The sequence below is a fragment of the Microbulbifer sp. MCCC 1A16149 genome, from assembly GCF_050368945.1.
Lineage (GTDB): Bacteria > Pseudomonadota > Gammaproteobacteria > Pseudomonadales > Cellvibrionaceae > Microbulbifer.
The window spans coordinates 4,322,216-4,337,423 of the sequence record NZ_CP185959.1 but is presented as its reverse complement, the minus strand read 5'-3'; the positions used below and the strand labels follow the sequence as shown (position 1 = coordinate 4,337,423).

The 15,208-nt window shown below is 56.6% G+C and carries 10 protein-coding genes; 6 read left to right on the top strand and 4 right to left on the bottom strand.

From position 1 onward, the window contains the following. The first annotated feature begins 297 nt into the window (after positions 1-297). From mtgA to ACONT6_RS17910, 5 genes are all read left to right on the top strand, one after another. Complete coding sequence (mtgA, locus tag ACONT6_RS17930) at positions 298-990, top strand: monofunctional biosynthetic peptidoglycan transglycosylase (RefSeq protein ID WP_428819744.1); 693 nt, start codon at positions 298-300, stop codon at positions 988-990. Between the two features lie 191 nt (positions 991-1,181). Continuing rightward, entirely contained in the window at positions 1,182-1,814 is a 633-nt protein-coding gene (locus tag ACONT6_RS17925) for a CAP domain-containing protein (RefSeq protein WP_428819743.1), read from the top strand. Between the two features lie 154 nt (positions 1,815-1,968). After that, positions 1,969-2,685: a hypothetical protein gene (locus ACONT6_RS17920; protein WP_428819742.1), complete on the top strand. Its 717-nt coding sequence runs from the start codon at positions 1,969-1,971 to the stop codon at positions 2,683-2,685. Then, the gene (locus tag ACONT6_RS17915; RefSeq protein ID WP_428819741.1) at positions 2,670-3,524 is read left to right on the top strand and encodes a hypothetical protein; all 855 of its coding nucleotides are present in this window, start codon (positions 2,670-2,672) and stop codon (positions 3,522-3,524) included. Before ACONT6_RS17920 ends, ACONT6_RS17915 begins: the two co-directional genes overlap by 16 nt. A 13-nt stretch (positions 3,525-3,537) precedes the next feature. Further along, a complete protein-coding gene (locus ACONT6_RS17910; protein ID WP_428819740.1) occupies positions 3,538-4,476 on the top strand; it encodes a restriction endonuclease in 939 nt (312 codons plus the stop codon). 33 nt (positions 4,477-4,509) lie between these two features. On the opposite strand, the gene ACONT6_RS17905 is transcribed toward ACONT6_RS17910, so the two are convergent. From ACONT6_RS17905 to ACONT6_RS17895, 3 genes are read right to left on the bottom strand one after another with little or no spacing between them, the layout of a single operon-like run. After that, positions 4,510-7,743, bottom strand: coding sequence for a type I restriction endonuclease subunit R (locus ACONT6_RS17905; protein ID WP_428819739.1), 3,234 nt, complete (start codon positions 7,741-7,743; stop codon positions 4,510-4,512). A gap of 4 nt (positions 7,744-7,747) precedes the next feature. Beyond that, the gene (locus ACONT6_RS17900) at positions 7,748-9,148 is read right to left on the bottom strand and encodes a restriction endonuclease subunit S (RefSeq protein ID WP_428819738.1); all 1,401 of its coding nucleotides are present in this window, start codon (positions 9,146-9,148) and stop codon (positions 7,748-7,750) included. Next, positions 9,138-10,754: an N-6 DNA methylase gene (locus ACONT6_RS17895; protein WP_428819737.1), complete on the bottom strand. Its 1,617-nt coding sequence runs from the start codon at positions 10,752-10,754 to the stop codon at positions 9,138-9,140. Before ACONT6_RS17895 ends, ACONT6_RS17900 begins: the two co-directional genes overlap by 11 nt. 295 nt (positions 10,755-11,049) lie before the next feature. Here ACONT6_RS17895 and ACONT6_RS17890 point away from each other — a divergent pair, with 295 nt between their 5' ends. Further along, on the top strand, positions 11,050-13,299 hold the full coding sequence (locus tag ACONT6_RS17890) for a TonB-dependent receptor (protein WP_428819736.1): 2,250 nt from the start codon (positions 11,050-11,052) through the stop codon (positions 13,297-13,299). Positions 13,300-13,377: 78 nt separating this feature from the next. Here the strand turns inward: ACONT6_RS17890 and ACONT6_RS17885 are convergent, their stop codons facing one another. Next, entirely contained in the window at positions 13,378-15,069 is a 1,692-nt protein-coding gene (locus ACONT6_RS17885) for an alkaline phosphatase D family protein (protein WP_428819735.1), read from the bottom strand. Positions 15,070-15,208 lie beyond the last annotated feature (139 nt).

The window sequence follows — 15,208 nt, the reverse complement described above, 5'->3', positions numbered from 1 at the left end:
CGTTTTGCGAACCGAAGAAGGCGAAGGCGCCAAAGAACGTCTGCAGCGATTTGTTCATCCTTATCTCCTATGCTTGCGGAAGGTGCCGACTTCCCAGTCAGCCGACGATGGCGCAAAAGTTGAACCGGTCGCAAGACGGCGAAACATTCGGAAATTACTATTCGCAATCGAAGTGGTCGGCGATACCCATCAGCACGACTCAGCGCCAGACTTCAATTCGCAGCCGGGCCCGCATCGGTGAATTGCAGAACAACCACTTCGGCAAACTTCCCAGCCAGTGATGTCAGCGATCAATCCATGAGTACCTATAAAGCCCGTTACCTGAAGCGAGCCGCTAAAGCCGTAGTCCTCCTTGGTACTGCGTTTGTGGTGGTCACCGCGTTGCTGGTGTTTGCCCTGCGCTGGATCAATCCGCCCTCCTCCATGGTCATCCAAAACTGGGAGCGGCACAGCGGTCGCACGGCCAAGCACAGCTGGCGTCCGCTGGAGAAGATCTCACCCAACCTGCAGATCGCCGTCATCGCCTCGGAAGACCAGAAATTCGCGGATCATTTCGGCTTCGATTTAGATGCGCTGCACAAAGCGCTCACGGAAAAGCGCAAACGCACGCGCGGTGCCAGTACCATCACCCAGCAGACCGCGAAGAACCTGTTTTTGTGGAATGGCCGTAGCTACATTCGCAAGGGACTGGAGGCCTGGTTCGCCCTGCTGATGGAAATTCTCTGGTCGAAGGAGCGGATTCTCGAGGTGTACCTGAATATCGCTGAGTTCGGTGAGGGGATTTACGGAGCAGAAGCTGCGGCGCGTCACCATTTTGGCAATTCGGCGCAACGCCTCAGCCACTGGCAGGCTGGTCTGCTAGCTGCAGTTTTACCCAGCCCCAAACGCATGTCGGCCGGGCGACCGTCCGAATATGTGCGAGGACGGGCGTATACCATCAATCGTCAGGTTCGACAGCTGGGTGGGGCACGTTATCTGGAAATACTTTGAATGCCTCTCGTCCGGACATAAAGTTACCCACAACCAGGTTCCTCACAGTTTCCGTAGACAGGCCTGTTAATATCTCCTGGATACCACTAAGGAAGTCGATGGCAAGCGGATGGGGGTCAAAAATGCTGCCCTCAAAGTGGGCGCGAACGTTAATAGAATTCGACAAATAGTAAAGCTAGTGGACTATAGCCGTGCTCAGGATTTCATTTGAATTGTTCTTGCTGGCAACAGTACTCAGTCTTATCACTACTCCCGCGTTATCGGCCAACCCATCCGATTGCGGTGAAGCGAGCCACTGTGAAGCGCTGGACCTCCACAATCAAGTGCGCACAAACCTGAACGCTGGTCGCCTTCCTAACAGTCCCACACCCAATCCACCGGTGGAAATGCTGGTGTACGATAAGGCTCTCGCGCTCACCGCATACCATTGGTCAGCAACCCAATGCACGGCACGGCGTGGACACAACCCCCAACGACGTGAACACTTTATCAACAATGGCGGCAATGCAGCACATCCGTGGGTAGGTGAGAACATCTATTTCGCCAGTGAACGGCTTTCCGATATCGATGCCCTTACCCGGGCAGTCGCCGCCTGGGCCGCTGAAGCAAAGGACTATCGCTACCAGCCCTTCAAGGCGACGGAGACCGGCCACTACAGCCAGTTGATTTGGGACACGATCGATACGATTGAGAACGGTAAAAAGGTTGCGCGCGCGGTAGGCTGCGGGGTTTACCGCTGTGAAAAAGGTCAATATAAAACCATCGTCACCTGTAATTATGCTCCGGGCGGCAATATTCACGGTGTGGTGCCATACCGTATCTAAATTCGCCACACAGCGTCGTCGCAGTTTTTGTAGCCGGATGATTTTGCACCGTTTTCTTTAGCCAATTTCAATGGAAGCTTTACTAAGAGCTCCCAGAAGGGGCACTATTGATGCTCTGTTGCATGCCCAAAAATAAAACAAAAGGCATCCCTGTATGCGGTTCTTCAGTTACAAACAGACCCACGATACGGGTTTTGCTCCTAACCCGTTTGGTTCCACCCTGACGTTGGCAACTTGTAAACCCCTGATTCGTAAACACAAGCGTGTCGGAGATTGGATCGCAGGTTTTACTTCTATCGAGCTCGCGGGTAGCCCGGTTGGAGAAGAACGCTTAATCTACTTAATGCGAGTAAGAGAGAAATTGGCTATCGCTGATTATTTCCATGACCCGCGTTTTGCAGACAAAATTCCACAGATGGAAGCCAACGGCGCTGAATACAAGGCAGGTGATAATATCTATCGCCCTCTTGGGCCTGGAGCGGTACTGCCAGAGCAGTTCGAGCAATTGGAAAACCCCAATCATTGGTCGGGTAGCGGCCCCAGCCAGTTTGATTTACAACGTGATTTGTCTGGCAGATTTGTCCTGATCGCCGACGAATTTTACTATTTCGGAAGCAATGCAATCGCCCTACCCTTTGATGTAAGACCGGCGGTTCCGCGTGGGCAGTCGGGTGCCGGTAAACTTTCCAGTGAAGCGCTGGCACAACGCTGCGTAGATTACATCCGCAAGCACTTTAAGCCGGGACGACACGGAGCCCCCCATCAATGGCCCGAAGACAGCAGTACCTGCGGTAAAAAATCCTGCAGCGCGGCCAAGCCAGTCTCTCCACAAAAACCAAGAGCATCACGAGCGACATGCGGCTCATCTTAAGCCGCAAGGGCTTCGACTCGTCAGCGGGCGGCTGCCCTAGCCCAATACTGCCCGACGGCCGTTTGTGCAGCCTGCCCATTCCCGATAAGCAGTCACCCTGGCGTTATTGCGATATCACTGTGAATGGAGAAAACGCGGGTAAACTGGTTACTGATTTAACCGGCGAGGCCAAGCGCACCAGTCATTTCGCTCATATCGACCCGGATGTGGATCGCAGAGCGCTACCGCGCGATGCCAACTGGCGCGGTCTGCTCGGGCAGGACAGCACGGCACAGGCGCATCTGCGCAACCAGGGGGTAACGGCCGGCGACCTGTTTCTGTTCTTTGGACTCTTTCGACCCGTTGAAGACGCCAATGGCCGCTGGCAATTTATAAAAGCCGAACCGGCCCGCCATATTATCTGGGGTTGGTTACAGGTGGGCGCGGTGCATTCGGTATCCAACCTTGCGCCAGCGGCCCTGCCCTGGGCGCGTTACCACCCGCATTTCTCCGGCGAGCGTGGCCCGCTCAATACCCTCTATGAAGCGAGCCAGGAACTATCGCTGCCCAATGGCAATCGGCCCGAAGTGAGCGGCTACGGCATCTTCAGCCACTACCAGCCAGCGCGACAGCTCAGCGCGCAAGAAAGTCGCAAACCGAGCCAGTGGCGCTTGCCTCAGGCTTTTTATCCACCCTCAATGGAAGCCGCGTTAACCTATCACCAGAAGCCGGAACGCTGGCAATTAGAAGAGAATCACTGCCGGTTAAATTCCGCCGCACGCGGACAAGAATTTGTGCTGGATACGCAAAAGTATCCAGAGATACACCCGTGGCTAACGTCACTATTTACCGACGCATAAGCATCAATAGACTATGACGATTCCAAAATACGATGAAATCATCCCCCATGCGCTGCGCTACCTAGCGGAGCATGGTGAGACCCGTTACCGCGATCTTGAACAACCCCTTGCTGAGCATTTCGGGCTCACACAGGAAGAGTTGGACAAGCCCTACGCGTCCGGCAACGGCACCGTTTTCTTGGACCGTATCTCCTGGGCGCTGAGCTATCTCAATATGGCCAACCTGGTGGAAAAGCCGGGGCGCGGCATCTACAAGGCGGCGCCGGCCGCAGAGTCTTATCTTGAAGACGACATGGCCTTGCGCACCTTTGTACGGCAAAAGGCCGCGGAGCACACTGCAAGGAAGCAGCGCGAGCGCGAGCAAGGTGAAGTGAGCGACGCAAGCCCCATGCTTACCGAGTCGGCCGAGCACCTCACTCCGCAAGACACCCTCAACGCCGCCTTTGACGCCATCCGCACGGAAACACTGGAAAACATTCTGGATACCATCCTCTCCAAGTCACCCTATGAACTGGAGAAGTTGGTGGTGAAGTTACTGGGGCGTATGGGTTACGGCGGCCAGATCAAGGATTCTGGCCAGGTCACCCAGGCGAGTAATGACGGCGGTATCGACGGCATTATTAAAGAGGACGTGCTCGGCTTTGGCCGCGTGCATATTCAGGTAAAACGCTACGCGCGCGATAACAGCGTGGGGCGTGAAGATATCCAGGGCTTTGTCGGCGCGCTGGCGGTGGCGCAATCCAATAAGGGCGTGTTTATTACCACGTCCCGATTCACTAGCGGCGCCAAGGAATATGCCCGCAGCCTTAATGGCAGCACTCATGTGGTGCTGATCGACGGTATGGAACTCGCCCGCCATATCTACGATTACGGACTGGGCATGCAGGTGGAACAGGTGATCGAACTGAAAAAACTGGACGCCGATTTCTGGGATGAAATGAAAGACGCCTAAGGAGGCGTCTTTATCTACCGGAAATGGAACAACTCAAGTCGCTCCAGCGCGATCCCCCTGGTAGCGTTTGAAGTTTTCCGCCTGCTCGAAGATTTCCTTGTAGACCTCGTCACGATCCACCGGCGGGTAGCCATATTTCGCCAGTACCAGGATCAAATCCACCTTCAGCTCGGCCTTGATGTCGTCGCGCTGGCTCCAGTCGGTGTACTTGGACTTGTCATCCACCACGTCTTTCACCGCCTTGGATAACTCCAGCAGCTTTTCTTCCGGGTAGGTAAATTCGTACTTGCCCGCCAGCTTCAACAGGATGTCGTAAAAGGCTTTTTCTTCGATATCGACGCCCAAGTCGGCGAAGGACTCTTTTTCCTTCTTGAGCGCGGCAATCAGGTCGACAAACTCGTTGGTAATGTCATCCCACACCTCGCCCACATAGAGACTGTCTTCCTTGCGCTCGTTGTAGTGATCCACCAGCTTGCGGAATTTCTCCGAGAAATCCATGCCCTTGGTTTTGTTGATTTTCTTAAAATCCTCGATCGCTTTGGCCAGCAGCTTCTGCAGCAGCTTGATCTTGGTATTCGGCAGTTTGATTTTCTCGATCTTGGCCAGGTAGTCGTCGGCGAAGATATCCGTCTCGCCGGCGTCGTCTTCGCCGAGCCTGAAGATCTCCTCCACCCCGTCGGCCTTCAGCGCCTCGGCAATCATCTCGCGCACGCGGACGTTCATCTGCGCCACATCCGGCGCATCGCCCTTGGTGAGCTTGAATACGATGGAGCGTACCGCCAGGTAAAAGTGAATCAGATCGCGCTCACTTTGTCTGATGCGGTCTGAACCACAGCAAATGTCGTAAGCCGCCTTGAGACGCTTTACCAGCGCCATAAAGCGCTTTTCGATCTTGTCGGTAAGCTGCACATACTCGGCGGCCATATTCAGGCAGTTGAGCTGCTCCAGCGGGCTGCCGGTGAAGTAGGGCTGGCTGTCGAACTTGTGGAAGATCTTGTTTAGCAAGTCCAGGTGATCCTTGACCACGATCACCGACTGGGCGATCTCCTCGATATTCTGCTGGTCGGCCTTGTTGTAGTGGGCCAGGGCCAGGTTCATCTGCTTCTTGATGCCGATATAGTCCACCACCAGACCCTTGTCCTTGCCCTCGTACTTGCGGTTGACGCGGGAGATGGTCTGGATCAGGTTGTGGCGCTGGATCGGCTTGTCGATATAGATGGTATCCAGGAAGGGCACATCGAAGCCGGTGAGCCACATATCCACCACAATGGCGATCTTGAAGTTGGATTTGGGGTTCTTGAACTGGCGGTCCAGCTCCTTGCGGTACTCCTTGGTACCCAGCATGTCGTAGAGCGCTTTGTCGTCGTCCTTGCCCCGGGTCATGATCATCTTGATCTGTTCCATGGGCTTGATCTCTTTGCGCTCCCTGTCGGTAAGCTCCGCGCCCTCTTCCGCCGCCAGCACCTCATTCCACGCGGGCCGCAGCGCGATCACTTCCTGCCAGAAGCGGTAGGCGATCTCGCGGCTACTGCACACGAACATCGCCTTGCCCTTGATGGTGGCGCCCTCTTGTAGGCGCTGTTCGTAGTGTTGCACGAAGTCACTGGCCAGTGCCTTGATGCGGTCCGGATCACCGAGGATCGCATTCATATTGGCGCTGGCCTTTTTGCTTTCCTCGATCTGGTAGTCGCTGGTGCCGGCCTCGGCGCACTCCGCGTAGTAGTCCTCGATCTCCTTGAGCTTGTCGTTGTCCAGCATCACCTTGGCGGCGCGGCCCTCGTAGACGATGCGCACGGTGATCTCGTCTTTCACCGACTCGGTCATGGTGTAGCTGTCCACCACCTCGCCGAACACATCCAGGGTCGCGTCGATGGGGGTACCGGTAAAGCCCACATAGGTGGCGTTGGGCAGGGAGTCGTGCAGGTACTTGGCGAAACCGAAGGTGCGCTTGACGCCCTTGTCGGTCACGCGCACCTTCTGATCCAGGTTGATCTGGCTGCGGTGGGCCTCGTCACTGATACAGATCACATTGGCGCGCTCGGTCAGCAGCTCGGTGTCTTCGGTGAACTTGTGGATGGTGGTCAGGAACACACCGCCGCTGTTGCGGCCCTTGAGCAGTTGCCGCAGGTGTTCGCGGCTCTCCACGCTCACCACATGCTGGTCGCCGATATAACCCTTGGCATTGGTGAACTGGCCCGAGAGCTGGTCGTCCAGATCGGTGCGGTCGGTAATCAGCACAATGGTGGGGCTGGCGAACTCCACACTCTTCATCAGCAGGCGCGTGAGGAACAGCATGGTGAAGCTCTTGCCGCAGCCGGTGGCGCCGAAGTAGGTGCCGCCCTTGCCGTCGCCGGCCGGTTTGCGGTGCTTAAGGATGTTCTGGTACAGCCGGGTGGCGGCGTAAAATTGCGGGTAGCGGCAGACGATCTTGTCTTCGCGCTTGGACACATCCGGGAAGTAGACAAAATGCCGGATCACCTCGCGCAGGCGCGCCTTGTCGAACAACCCCTCGAGCATGGTGTGCAGGGCGTTGATGCCGTCCTGCTCGATGGTTTCATCGCCGGTCACCTTGCGCCAGGTGTAGAAGAACTCGTAGGGCGCAAACAGCGAACCCATACGCGAGTTGACGCCGTCACTGATCACGCACAGGGTGTTGTATTTCATCAGCTCGGGAATATCGCGCGCGTAGCGGGTGGTGAGCTGCTTCCAGGCGTCAAAGATAGTGGCGTTTTCGCGGATCGCGCTTTTGAATTCGAACACCACCAGCGGCAGGCCGTTGATATACAGGATGGCATCGGGGATGCGCTTTTCCCTGCCCTCGATCTCCAGCTGGTCCACCACCCGGTAGATATTGCGCTCGTGGTAATCCGGCAGCGTCTGCGCTACAAGCGTTTCCACCTCGCCCTCGGCGGGAATGCGCTGCTCCGGCAGGCCCGCGTAATCAAGTAGCTGGATATACAGGTCTTTCTTGCTGCGGTCTTCGCGCTTTAACAGAAAGCCATCCGCCACCCGCTTGTGGATGGTCTTGTTGCTGTCATACAGATCGGCGGCGGGCAGCCGCTCCAGCTCGTTGATGACCGCCTCGATTTCCGCCGGGGTGATCTTGTCAGCGGCATAGCGCTGGCCGAGAAAGCGGCGCAGGTCGTCCTTGATCAACACCTCGTTGGGCGCGCGCTGCAACTGGCCGCCGGGGGTGTTGGGAAAGCCCTGCTGTTCCAGCAGAGCAATAATCGCTTTCTCTAACTTGTCTTCCGTGAACTTGGCCATAGCGTTAGATCACCTCAGCAAGCTGCTGTTCAGCTTCAGAGACTTGGATCTTTCCGGAAAGTAGTTTTGGAAGCAAAGAATCTCGAAGTACAGTTAGAGCCACTATATTTGAGTTACGAACAGTAGTACTTCCAATAAAAGGGGATACAATTTTTTCGAATTGAAAAAGAATTTTCTTACCAGGATTTAACGTTGGAACCGATTCAATATGACCTTTTGTCACAGCCTCTCTAGATGCGCCCGCATTCTGGCCCATAAGGTAGCTTTTAGTTTTTTCATTTAAGAGATGAAGATGCAGATACTTAGAGGGAACCCCAGCAATGGGCCTAACAATTGCAACGTGCTGATTAACCCTTGCCGGCAAAACATCGGGAGGAACGATACACGTTCTCAAAATAGAAGCACCGGTGATATTGAGAAGGACATCACCTTCTTCTAAGGTAACTCCTTTAAGCTGCTTTGCTGCTTCATCATTGATGTGAGCTAATCCATCCCAAGTAAATTCGGAGTCATATACATTCTGGCTTCGAATTAAGGATACACCGTCCTCTAAATATACTTGGCTTCCACCGCGGGGTGTAGAACCGCTACCGATTTTTGAGGTTAGAGAGCGCAAAGAAACGACTCCCCATCCTTCTGGCACCCAACCCATCTCTTCAGTAAACACAAACCTGCTTGGGAACAGTTGCTGAATCTCGACCGGCAGCCTATGCGCGGAGGCGCTGGCGGCGGTGCGCAGTTCTTGCCTGCCGCGCGCTCTGGCTTGCAGGGCGTCGGGAATGGGGTTGCCGGCGGCCAGGGCGTTGTCGATGACCGGATCAAAATCCACAAACCAGCTTTTAAACAGCGCCTGGGCCATGGATTCCAGGGTGGAGTTGATTTGGCGGTTTAGCTCTATCTTGTCATCTAAGCGACCAAGATATCTGACTATTTGCTCCCTAATAGACTTTATAGGCCATGGAACCGATATATTTTCTATTCCATAAAGAGGAAGCTTTGGCTGCACAGCCCCCACGGTTTGCACAGAAATTTCTCTCTGCCCGAGAGGTGATACTAGGCAGTAATAGAGATACTGAGCATCTATCGCATCTAATCCGCTGAGCTTAGCGCAGTTTTCTGTCTGTGAAGCGGTATCAAAATAGCTATCTATGACGGCAACTAACCCCACAGTACCGACGATAGAAATAATTACATCGTTTTCGTTAACTATGTAGTTCTTAATTTTTGGAAAAACCGAATCTGGTACAAATTCCAACCCCTCTCTGGGTAGGTATTTCTCCCCCATATCCCTTACACGGATATACGGATGAGAATTAGGCTCTGACTGAAGAGACTCACCTTTTGGGAGTCGCTTGCCACCTTTAATTTTTACAATCTCTTTGAGTTGCACCCAGTCAGGAGCCATAACCTAACTCCTCCAGATTCTGCTTAATCACCGCATCCAACTGCTCGGCGTCCGCCATCTGCCGGTAGAGGGTTTGGGTCAGTGCGCGCATCTTTTCTTCAAACAATTCGCCATCGTCTTCCACCTCGGCGGCGCCCACATAGCGACCGGGAGTGAGCACATAGTCGTTGGCTTTAATATCGTCGAGGGTGGCGACCTTGCAGAAACCGGGAACATCCTGATATTCGCCGTCTTTGGCTTCGCCGCGCCAGGCGTGGTAAGTGCGGGCGATCTCGGCGATATCGTCGGTGGTCAGCTCCTTATGGATACGGCTGATCATGCTGCCCATATTGCGGGCGTCGATAAACAGCGTCTCGCCCTCACGGTTGCGGTGGTTGCTGTCACTGTGGCCGGGGATCACTTCCGCTTTTTTGTTTTTGGTGATAAACCACAGGCACACTGGTATCTGCGTGGTGTAGAACAGCTGGCCGGGCAACGCGATCATGCAGTCCACCAGGTCGTTCTCGATAATCTTCTTGCGGATCTCGCCTTCGCCCTTGGTGTTGGTGCTCATGGCGCCGTTGGCCAGCACAAAGCCGGCGACGCCGTTCTCGCTGAGCTTGCTGATCATATGCAGGATCCAGCCGTAGTTGGCGTTGCCGGTGGGCGGCACCTCGTAGCCGGCCCAGCGCGGGTCGTCGGTGAGTTCGTCGGGGCCGCGCCACTCCTTCAGGTTAAACGGCGGGTTGGCCATGATGAAGTCGGCCTTGAGGTCCGGGTGCTGGTCCTTGAAGAAGGTGTCGGCGGGCACCTCGCCCAGGTTGGCGCTGATGCCGCGAATGGCCAGGTTCATCTTCGCCAGCTTGTAGGTGGTGCTGGTCTGTTCCTGGCCGTAGATGGAGATGTCTTTCTTGTTGCCCCGGTGGTTCTCCACGAACTTCACCGACTGCACAAACATGCCGCCGCTGCCGCAGCAGGGGTCGTAGATCTTGCCGTGATAGGGCTCAATCATTTCCGCCAGCAGGTTGACCACGCACTTGGGCGTATAGAACTCGCCACCGCCCTTGCCTTCGGTGGCGGCGAAGTTGCCGAGAAAGTATTCGTACACGCGGCCGACGATATCGACTTCGCTCGCCGCTCCGCCCTCCTGCTCCACGACCGTGTCGATATTGTTGATGGAGTCGATCAGCGCGGCCAGCTTGCTGCCATCCAGCCCCAGGCGGGAGAAGTAGTTATCCGGCAGCGCGCCCTTGAGCGCCTTGTTGTTCTTCTCCACCGTGTAGAGGGCGGTATCGATCTTGATGGCGATATCGTCCTGCTTGGCGTTCTCGGCAATGTAGTCCCAGCGCGATTCTGCCGGCAGGTAGAAGACGTTCTTCATGGTGTAGAACTCCACCATGTCCACATAGTCGCCCTGGCCCTTAGCAATCAGCTCGCGCTTGCGCTGCTCGAACTTGTCGCTGATGAACTTGAGGAAGATCAGCGACAGCACCACGTGCTTGTACTCAGAGGATTCCACACTGCCGCGCAGTTTGTCGGCGGTGTCCCAGAGGGTTTGTTCGAAGGATTTTTGCTTCTTGGCGGCGGCTTTCTTGCCGTTCGCGTTGCCTTTGACTGCTTTGGCCATTCGGTGTCTCTGATTCAATCTGATTGTGTGATTCCGCTGGTCAGATTACCAAAACGGTGGACTAGCAGCACCAACTGCTCGATAGCACCGGTTCACGACTTCCTTGAACCACCTACGTTTCACACCAAACCGACGATCCCTAGCTCCGCCGCCATAGATCATAATCTGTGCAACCTATCGCTAGCGGGCTCTGAGATAACTGCGAACGAATGTCATAGTTTGGTCACAGGGGCGACGCATTCCATCACTAACATCCGGCTTTTCGCTATTACTCACGACAAAAGCTGGAGCTACCATGAACCGTCTGTTTAAAGAGGCCTTCCCCCGATCCATCTTGGCCACCCTGATTGCCGCAGCTGCCGCACCTTTGCAGGCAACCACACCGGAAAACATCGAAGAAGTGATCGTCACCGCGCAGAAGCGCGCCCAGGCGATTCAGGATGTACCGCTGACGGTCAGCAGCCTGGATGGCGATACCCTGAATGAGCTGGGTATCGACCGCTTCGACAGTCTGTCTGACCTGATACCGGGTCTTGTGGTGCAGCAACAGAGCGTGAACAACAACGGCTATGTGATCCGCGGCATTACCTCCGATGACGGCAGCGCGCCCGGTGCCGCACGGGTATCCGTATACCTGAACGGCACCGACGTTTCCCGCTCGCGCACCTCCTATTTCGAGGTGTACGACATGGAGCGCATCGAGGTGGTGAAGGGGCCACAGGCTACCCTGTTCGGCACCGCCGCCTCCATCGGTGCCATGAGTTTTATTACCGCCAAGCCGCAGCAGGATTTTGCCGCATCCATCAGCGCCGGTGCCGGTGATTACGAACTGCGCAAGCTCGAGGGCATGGTGACCGGCGGTAGTGAAACCGTGCAGGGTCGACTGGCATTCGTCACCCGCGAGCGCGCGGGTTATGTGGAAAACACCAGCGGCGAAGCGGACCTGAACGGCTACCAGCGCGAGGCCATCCGCCCCAGCCTGCGGTTCACCCCCAGTGACGATCTCACTATTGATCTCGTATACAACTACGACAAGGCCACCGACCCGGGGACTGCCTTCGTTAACCAGTCCGTGTTGTTTACCGATAACGCAGCGCTGAGCGTGCCGGATAACAATATTCTGGGTATGGACGATATCGGTGTGGATCGTACGGTAAAGGATTTCAACGCAACCATTGACTGGACGCTGGGCGACGCCTTGTCCCTCACCTATATCGGTGCCCAGCGGGAGCACGATTCCCTCGAGGCCTTCGATGCCGACGGCACCGGCTTCGAGATGCTGAACTTTTCTGAATGGGCCACCGGCGACCAGTCCAGCCACGAACTGCGCCTGAACTATAGCGGCGAGCGTATCAACGGCTTTATGGGTGCCAGCTACTTCGAGGAAGACGCCGAGCAGTTTGTCGGCTTTGCCACCGAGGAAGGCACCTTTCTCAGCTGCGCCGGCGCGCTCGCCGCAGTCAATATTCCCAGCTGTAATACAGACAGCACCGCGCTGCTTACCGGCGGCATGGTCGCGGCACTGCCCTATGAAAGCTATTACGCTAACGGCGCCGACAACAGCAGCCTGAATCTTTTCGCGGATGTTTCCTACCAGGTGACCGCGCAACTGGAAGCCACCGTCGGCGCCCGCCTGATACGCGAGGAGCGCGAATCCAGCTACAACAGCAACCTGCCCTTTTCCCAGATACTGGCGTCACAGGGCATGATGACCGATTTGTTCTTTGGCCTGGCGCTGAATACCGATGGCGATGTGATCCGCGGGGATTCCGACAATTCCGCAGTGCTGCCACGCTTCAATCTGCTGTATGCCCTGAACGACGACACAAACCTGTACGGCACCATCTCTCGGGGCGAGCGCTCGGAGGTGATCGAACTGTCCTCCGGCATCGAGAACCTGATCCCGGCGGAAGAGATCGATAACTACGAGCTGGGCATCAAGGGTCGTCTTGCAGGCACGCCGCTGGATTACGCCGTGGCCGCTTTTTATCAGAACTACGACAATTTCCAGGTGAATGTGGTCGATCAGGACAGCGGCCAGACCCGCACGGAAAATGCCGGCTCTGCTACCAATACCGGTCTGGAAGCTGAACTGCGCTGGAGCGCGACGGACAGCCTGCAATTGCTGGCGAATATGGCGTACATCGATGCGGGTATCGACGAAGAGTCCGGCAACGGCAGCTACGCCGGCAACCAGTTCCGCCTGCAGCCGGAGCTGACCGGTGCCATCAGCTATATCTATGAAACGCCGATCACCAGCGGGCTGCTGTTCACCAGCAGTGGCAGCTGGAGTTACCGCTCTTCGGTGTACTTCGATATCGCCAACCAGTTTGAGGAAGACGCGGTAGACCTGCTCAACCTGCGCGCCGGCATTGCCGCGGGCGACCGCAACTGGGCACTGACCCTGGCGGCCAGCAATCTGCTGGACGAGGAGTACATAATGGACGCGGGTAATACCGGCTCCTCCTTCGGTTTCCCCACCTATATCCAGGGCGCGCCGCGCACCCTGAGCCTGGAGTTCAGCAAGCAGTTCGGCGCTTTCTGAGCACAGAAGAAACACAACCCCAAAAAAAAGCCGGTGCTGAGAAGCACCGGCTTTTTTATTGGTATCGCTCAGCAGACATCAGGCGAGCTGGTGGGTAACGCTGTGCCGCGCCACTTCCACAAACTCCGGACTGTCGATGTTATCCACATATTTCCATTCCGCCTGCACCGCATCGCGGCGGAAGGTCAGCGCCATATAGCCGCGCTGGTGGAGGTTGCAGTACTGCAGCTCGTCGATCAGTAGCGACATGCCTGCGGCCATGTCGGCCGCGGCTTTGCGGTCCATCTTCAGGTAGGTTTCCATGCCCGGCGAGGTCACGCTCGGCGTTGCGAATTCCACCCCCACCATTTGCCCTTTGGCATCTTTCAGGTGGTTGTACCAGGCGTTGTGGGTATCCCCGGCCACCACCACCAGGTTTTTCCCCGATGCCTTTACCTGCGCGTACAGCGCTTCGCGCTCCACGGCGTAACCATCCCACGCATCCAGGTTGTACGGGACAACCTGCTGCAAACGTGCGCGCTGGCTGTCACTGAGCAGCTTGCCCTGCAGGCTCGCGGCCTTGAGGCCAATCAGCTCGGCACTGGTATCCCGGCTCCCGCCCCGGTAGAAGCTGGTCATCATCTCCACCGGTAGGTGCATTTTGCCCATCAGCACCTGTTGCCCCAGCAGCTGCCAGTGGCCGGTGGACGCGGTGAGGGTTTCCTGTAGCCATTGCCGCTGCGCCTCGCCCAGCAGGGTCCGCGCCGGGTCTGTCAGGTCGGCGCCGAACGTACGGCTGTCAAAACCGCCTTCGCTGTCCAGGTAGCGCTTGAATTCCAGCTGCTGGTCGCGACCGATCACGCGGGTATCCAGCATATGCAGGTCCAGCAGATCGCCAAAACGGAAGCTGCGGTAAATCTGTGGATTGCGCTCGCCCCGGGGTGGGCGGATCGGCAGCCATTCGTAGTAGGCCTGTACCGCGGCAGCGCGGCGGGCAAAGAAGTCACCCTCGTCTTCGCCGTGGTTCTCCGCCCCGGCTTTCCAGATGTCGTTGCTGATCTCGTGGTCATCCCACACCGCGATAAAGGGCGCGGCCGCATGCAGCGCCTGCAGGCCCGCATCGGTGCGATACAGCGCGTAGCGCTTGCGGTAATCCGCGAGGGTATAGAGTTCGCCGTTGCTGTCCTCCGGCAATGCGCGGCCAATCTCCGCGGCGCGTTCGGTGGCGTAACCACCACTACCGTACTCGTAGATGTAATCACCCAGGTGCAGCACCGCATCCCAGTCGTCACTGGTAGCCGCCAGCTGATAGGCATTGAAGTAGCCCGCCGGGTAGTTGGAACAGGAAAATACCGCCAGCTTCACCTGTTCAACACCTGCCTGCGGCAACGTCTTGGCGCGCCCCACGGGGCTCTGTTCACTGGCCCCCACAAAGCGGTAGTAGTACTCGGTGTTCGGCCGCAGGCCCTGTACGTCGATCTTTACCGTGTAATCCCGTGCGAGATCGGTTTCCGCTTCACCGCGGCGCAATACGTTGCTGAACTGGTTATCCGCGGCCAGCTCCCAGGTCACCCGGGTCGGTCCACTGGGTGCTGTTGCCGCCGCGGGTGTTGCGCGGGTCCACAGGATCACCGCGTCCTGCAGCGGGTCGCCACTGGCCACGCCGTGCTTGAACGTTACCTCCGACGGCAGTTGCGGCCGGGTCATGGCCTGTAGCGGAGTGGAGACCGCTACGCTGCCGGTGGCGGCGAGCGCGGCCCTGAGGAAGTTGCGTCGTGTAATTCGGTTCACATCAAAGTCCCAGCTGTTGAATTCAATCAACCAGCGTAAAGGCAGGATGTGACAGAGCTGAGAACTTCGGCACTCGGGCGCGCAGATTGTCTGGCAAAAAGTTATCCACATTGCTTTGCCCACAGTTTCTCGGGACAGA